Here is a 5,152-nt window from a genome sequence, read left to right on the forward strand (position 1 = left end):
TACAATCCATACAGGCGGCATTCCAGTATCGGGATGCACAGCCCCGTCACGTTCGAAGGGCTCAACCTGCCCTCAGACACCACCGAGTGACCTCACCGCAGGTGTCCGTGCTACGGGGGGAACCTCAATCGAGAGCCGAGCACGCGGCACACTGTTCGACATCCGCGAACTCCTGGTATGGGCGGACGCGGTGGCTATGCCACGCGAAGCTCTCGTGCCGGTGATCTTGGGATCGCCAGACGCGACAGTGGAAATCTCGCTCCCTGGACATCCTGATGAGGAAGAATTGGACCGCCGTACATTCAACGGGACCGTCGTGGCGCTGACGGCAGATGCCCTACTCCCTAAGACCCCCACGCTCCCCGAACGTGTCGGGCCCGCCCACCTGCGCTACCTCCAGGCGTGCGTCCAAAAGCTGTGGGCCCGTGACTGGACGGTCGGTGGGGCCTGGCTGTTGCGGCAGGCGACGATGCTGTTCCAGCAGGCCAAGGACCTCATCGACGAAGGCGAGTATCCGAGCAGTCTCGCACCTGACCTGTTGAAGGTAGGCGCGAACCTTGGGGTGTGCGGCAGCTTCATCGCGTTCGACGCCGGCGACATGGCAACAGCGCGGCGCCTGGCTCAGGACGCGCGGCTGCTGGCCGACGGTACCGACGACGGCGGCCTGCGCGCACATGTGTACGCCACGATGGCTCTGCAGTCCACATCGCTGGCGCGATTGAGCGGGCGCAGGGGGCCTGCTCGGGAGGCCCTGCGGTTTCTGGACTGTGCGGAAGACGCCGCCCGCTACGAGATGTCACCGAGGCTAGGGGCGTTGATCAATATGCGGCGTGCCACCGCGGCGGCCTTGCTGCACGACGAGAACACGGCACGAGGCGCGGTGTTGACCGCCTACCGGGAACTCGACCGTGGCCCGAGTTCCTGTGACCGGCCATGGTTTGAGTTCGTCACACAGGCCGAGGTACGGGGGCATGAAGCGCGGGCGGCCGCCGATGCCGGCGACCATAAGAGGGCCGTGATCTTGTACGAACAGACCCTGGAGGATCCGACACTGCTGCCTCGGAACCGGACCTTCTACGAGGCGCGCTTGGCAAGTGTCCGGCTGGAGCAGGGAGATCGCAGCGGCGCATTGGAGACTGCCCGATCGGCGTTGACCGCCCTGGAAGGACCCGTCAGCGGATCGGTCCGGACTCTCGACACCCTGCAGCCACTGAGCGCAACCGGTGATGAGGACTTCAACAGGCGGCTCGCCGCGGTGGCTCACGCCATGAGGCGCAAATACCCTGCCTAGCATGACGCCCCAAGGCGAATTGAGGTTCCAACGGTTCAACGCAGCGCAGGCCCGGGCCATCCGTGAGGTTGTCGAGGCCGTTTACATCGACGCCTACGCCAAGGCCATCGCCTCTGGGGATGAGTTCGATGCGGTTGAGCAGTTCATGCGGCGGTTCGATGCCTACACCGGCTCAGGCCGGGGGTTCGACATGGTGGTCGCCTACACCGCAGGCCAAGAGCCGATCGGGCAGACCTGGGGGTGGCCTTTGGGGCCGGATACCGCCTGGTGGGGCGGATTGGAGGAGGAGCCGGAGCCGGGTTTCACCCAGGAGACCGGGGCCCGCACCTTCGCGCTCAGCGAGATCATGGTCCGGCAGGCGTGGACCGGTCAAGGCGTCGCACACCGGCTCCACGACGAACTGTTGAAGACCCGGCCGGAGACACGGGCCACGCTGCTGGTCGAGGGCGGCAATGAGCAGGCGTATCGCGCGTACCGGGCATGGGGCTGGCAGAAGGCCGGTCGTCTGCGGCCCCGATGGGAGAACGCCCCCCTCTACGATGTGTTGATCATCCCCCTTCCGATAAGTGAGCGGCCGCAGGAAGGTGCGTGTGCCGATGCCCGGCCTCCTGGCTGAAGAGCGGTGTCATCGACATGCACGACGGTGCGCAGGCCGGTGACGCCTTGGACGGCTCGCGATGTGGGGTGAGGTCAGAGACGCCGTGCCTGGCGGCGTGGAAGGCGGTCCACCGCGGTGTGAGTGACCGAGGGATCTCCGAGGCCTGAAGGTGGGCCTGCGGACCAATCGGCTCCAGCAGCCGGGCGTCCGCTGCCCTGCGCAGAGCGGGTGCGCGATGGCGAAGCGCCGTAGGCTGGGCTGGTGAAGCACACACCGCCCCGACTGGAAGGTCTCAAAACAGTAACGGCCCCATAGAGCCGCAGGTCGCGAAGTGTTCTCCCCGCGCGAGCAGGGGTGGCCCGCCACTGACCGATCTGCAGATCGCCCGGCGGCTGTTCTCCCCGCGCGAGCGGGGGTGGTCCGTTCGCCGGGTCGCCGATCTGGTCGGGCTCACCGTTCTTCCCGCGCGAGCATTCGCGCTGGTAGAGGTCCAGCACACGGGAGGCCTTCAAGCATCAAGGCCGGCCAGTACGACTCGGAGGCGTGAGCGCCTACATCAGGCGTGAACCGATTGGCGCAGCTGGTTCGCCGCTTGCGGTGACCGCTGGGCAATGAGGCTTGCCACGTCCTCTACCTGCGTGAGCAGGAGCGGGACTCGAAGCTGTTGCGGAACGGCGCCGATGGCGTCGCTCGCGATGCGGGCAGCGTGGTCGGCGTCGCCCTTTCCGGTGACGTACCGCGCTCGGTCCAGCAGGATGAGGGGGCGGTCCATCGGGTCATCCAGGGCGTATCCGGCCAGCGCGCGGTTTTGCTCGTCCCAGGCGGTGGAGGCGCCGGTGCGGCTGAGGACCTGGGACGAGTACATGGTCATTTCCTGGGTGGGGAAGCCGAAGAACGGCTCGTTGATCTGGGCGTCGCCCAGACCGTCGAAGATGCTGCGTGCCTTGTGAAGTTCGGTGTGGGCTTGGGCGTGGCGACCGAGCTGGGCGTGGGCGCGTGCGGCCAGGCCGGTGAGCTGGGCAGCGGATGCACTGGACGCGTTCCCCAGGGCGTTGCGGGCGCGTTCGGCGATCGTGACGACGCGGTGGGGTTGGGGCGTGGGGGCGTACATGAGGGCCATCGCCTGGGCCATGGCGACCCAGTACTGCTGGGCGGTGTTCCCGGACAGTTCGGCGTAGCGGTTGGCGGTGTGCAGCCAGTCGCGTGCGACGCGGTCCTGCTGGAGATCGGTGTGCAGCGCGCCGGTGAGTCCGCAGAGGCGTGAGGCGATCAGGTGCAGGTCACGCTGGTGTGGATAGCGTTCGGCCAGTGCGGCGATGGAGTCGAGGTCGGGGGCAAGGCGCTTGAGCAGGCCGGTGGGCGGCATGGTTCCGTAGGCGGCTACGTGATCCGCGGTGGCGTCCCACCAGTGCTGGAGGTCCTGGGCGGGCAGTACGCGGCGTAGCCCTTCGTCCATCCGTGAGCGCGTGCTGTCGAGACTGACGACCAGGGGCGCCGCCGCGGCGAGTCCTAGGAAATTGCGACGCTCCACATCGTCCTCCTGGGGTTGGGGAAGCGCTGGAACCTCTCCGACCAGAGTATCGACCGGGTCTTCATCGGCCAGGCCGAGACGGTCGAGCCTGCACCGGAACCACAGCGCGAGGTAGCGCTTGTAGAACGGGCCGGGTGCGTGGTGTCCGTTCTCGTATTTCGACAGGCTCTGGACGCTGATGGCGCATGGTCGGCCGTCGTCGGCGGCCAGGCCCTGAACGCCGGTGACGACCTCGTCTTGCGTCTGGCCGGTGGCCAGACGCCATGCCATCAGCAGCGTTGGAGTCTGGGCCTTGTCGTGGATGGCTTGCACGAGTTGCCAGGGTGACCATCCTGCGGCGGTGCCCGTGGCGCGGAGCTCGGCGGCGATGTTGTCCCGGGCCTGGGGGTCCACAGGCGCAACGTAACACCGCGGCGGAGTCGTGCAAGGCCTCTTCGGGGTTGCGAGGTCGTGACAAGGGACTTGAAGGCAACTGCCAATTTCTTCGGGGCTGGATCGGCGCTTGAGTAGGCGCATGGACAAGGTCCGGCGTAGCCCGAGCTCAGGGAGAACGAGACAGATGCGCAGCACGCAGCCGCCCGCGCCAGCCGCCGGCATCTCCTCCGAATCCGAGCTGAACGGGTCCGCTTTCGCCCGCTGTCCGCTCCGGTCGCCCGCGGCGATGTCGCCTTCGCGCCATGGACTCATAGCGGCTCGGCCGTGTCGGGGGGAGTGAGCGCCTGCGATGCCTACACTGCCGCGAATGAACAACGACACCGTCGCTACTCCGTCTCCCGCTGACCTGCGGGAACGGCTCGTGGAAGACCTGATCTCCGATGGCGTCATCGCCACTCCCAGCATCGCGGAGGCGTTCCGCACGGTGCCCCGGCACGTGTTCGCCCCCGGCGCGTCGCTGGAGGAGGCGTACGCCCGCGACATCGTGGTCGTCAAGCGCAACGAGCACGGCACGCCGATCAGCACCGTGTCCGCACCCGAAATCCAGGCGGGCCAACTGGAGCAGGCGCAGATCACGCCGGGGATGCGCGTCCTGGAGATCGGTTCGGGCGGCTACAACGCCGCGCTCATCGCCGAGCTGGTCGGCGCGGGGGGCCACGTCACGACCGTCGACATCGACCCTGTTGTCACCGACCGAGCGCGCTCGTTCCTGGACGAAGCCGGGTACGGCCAGGTGAACGTCCTGCTCGCCGACGCCGAGGGCGGTGTCCCCGAGCACGCGCCCTACGACCGCATCATCGTCACGGTCGGCGCCTGGGACATCCCTCCGGCATGGACCGAGCAGCTGGCCGAGGACGGCAGGCTCGTCGTGCCGCTGCGGATGCGCGGCGTGACGCGTTCGCTGGCCTTGGAACGCGAAGGCGACCATCTGGTGAGCCGGTCGGCGCACGTCTGCGGCTTCGTCAAGATGCAAGGTGCCGGTGCCCATGATGAACGGCTGTGGCTGCTCCGCGGGGATCGGGTCGGGCTGCGGTTCGATGACGGCACCCTGGAGCAGCCGAGCCTGCTGGACGGGGTGCTGAACACCGAGCCCGCCGCCGTGTGGTCGGGCGTCCGCGTCGGGCGAACGGAGCCGTTCGCCACGCTGCCGCTCTGGCTGGCGACTACCTTGCCTGAGGTTCCCCCCGTAGCACGGACACCTGCGGTGAGGTCACTCGGTGGTGTCTGAGGGCAGGTTGAGCCCTTCGAACGTGACGGGGCTGTGCATCCCGATACTGGAATGCCGCCTGTATGGATT

At 67.6% G+C, this 5,152-nt stretch carries 4 protein-coding genes; 3 read left to right on the forward strand and 1 reads right to left on the reverse strand.

The window, feature by feature from the left end:
* Positions 1-214 precede the first annotated feature (214 nt).
* Together QSK21_RS35550 and QSK21_RS35555 are read left to right on the forward strand one after the other, a co-directional pair.
* Positions 215-1,291 carry an NsdA family TPR-like regulatory protein gene (locus QSK21_RS35550; RefSeq protein WP_285702159.1) on the forward strand — a complete coding sequence of 359 codons (1,077 nt, stop codon included), beginning with the start codon at positions 215-217 and terminating at the stop codon, positions 1,289-1,291.
* Between the two features lies 1 nt (position 1,292).
* A complete protein-coding gene (locus QSK21_RS35555) occupies positions 1,293-1,907 on the forward strand; it encodes an N-acetyltransferase (protein WP_285702160.1) in 615 nt (204 codons plus the stop codon).
* A gap of 538 nt (positions 1,908-2,445) precedes the next feature.
* Here QSK21_RS35555 and QSK21_RS35560 read toward each other — a convergent pair.
* Positions 2,446-3,813, reverse strand: coding sequence for a helix-turn-helix domain-containing protein (locus QSK21_RS35560; RefSeq protein WP_285702161.1), 1,368 nt, complete (start codon positions 3,811-3,813; stop codon positions 2,446-2,448).
* Positions 3,814-4,162: 349 nt separating this feature from the next.
* On the opposite strand from QSK21_RS35560, the gene fxlM reads away from it, so the two are divergent.
* Positions 4,163-5,083: a methyltransferase, FxLD system gene (fxlM, locus tag QSK21_RS35565; RefSeq protein WP_285702162.1), complete on the forward strand. Its 921-nt coding sequence runs from the start codon at positions 4,163-4,165 to the stop codon at positions 5,081-5,083.
* Positions 5,084-5,152 lie beyond the last annotated feature (69 nt).

Source organism: Actinomadura sp. NBRC 104412 (assembly GCF_030269515.1).
Classification (GTDB): Bacteria; Actinomycetota; Actinomycetes; order Streptosporangiales; family Streptosporangiaceae; genus Spirillospora.

What these genes read in the sequence shown, in the direction of transcription:
- QSK21_RS35555 (WP_285702160.1), top strand. Translation starts at nt 1,293, where the DNA reads ATGACGCCCCAAGGCGAATTGAGGTTCCAACGGTTCAACGCAGCGCAG.
- fxlM (WP_285702162.1), top strand. Translation starts at nt 4,163, where the DNA reads ATGAACAACGACACCGTCGCTACTCCGTCTCCCGCTGACCTGCGGGAA.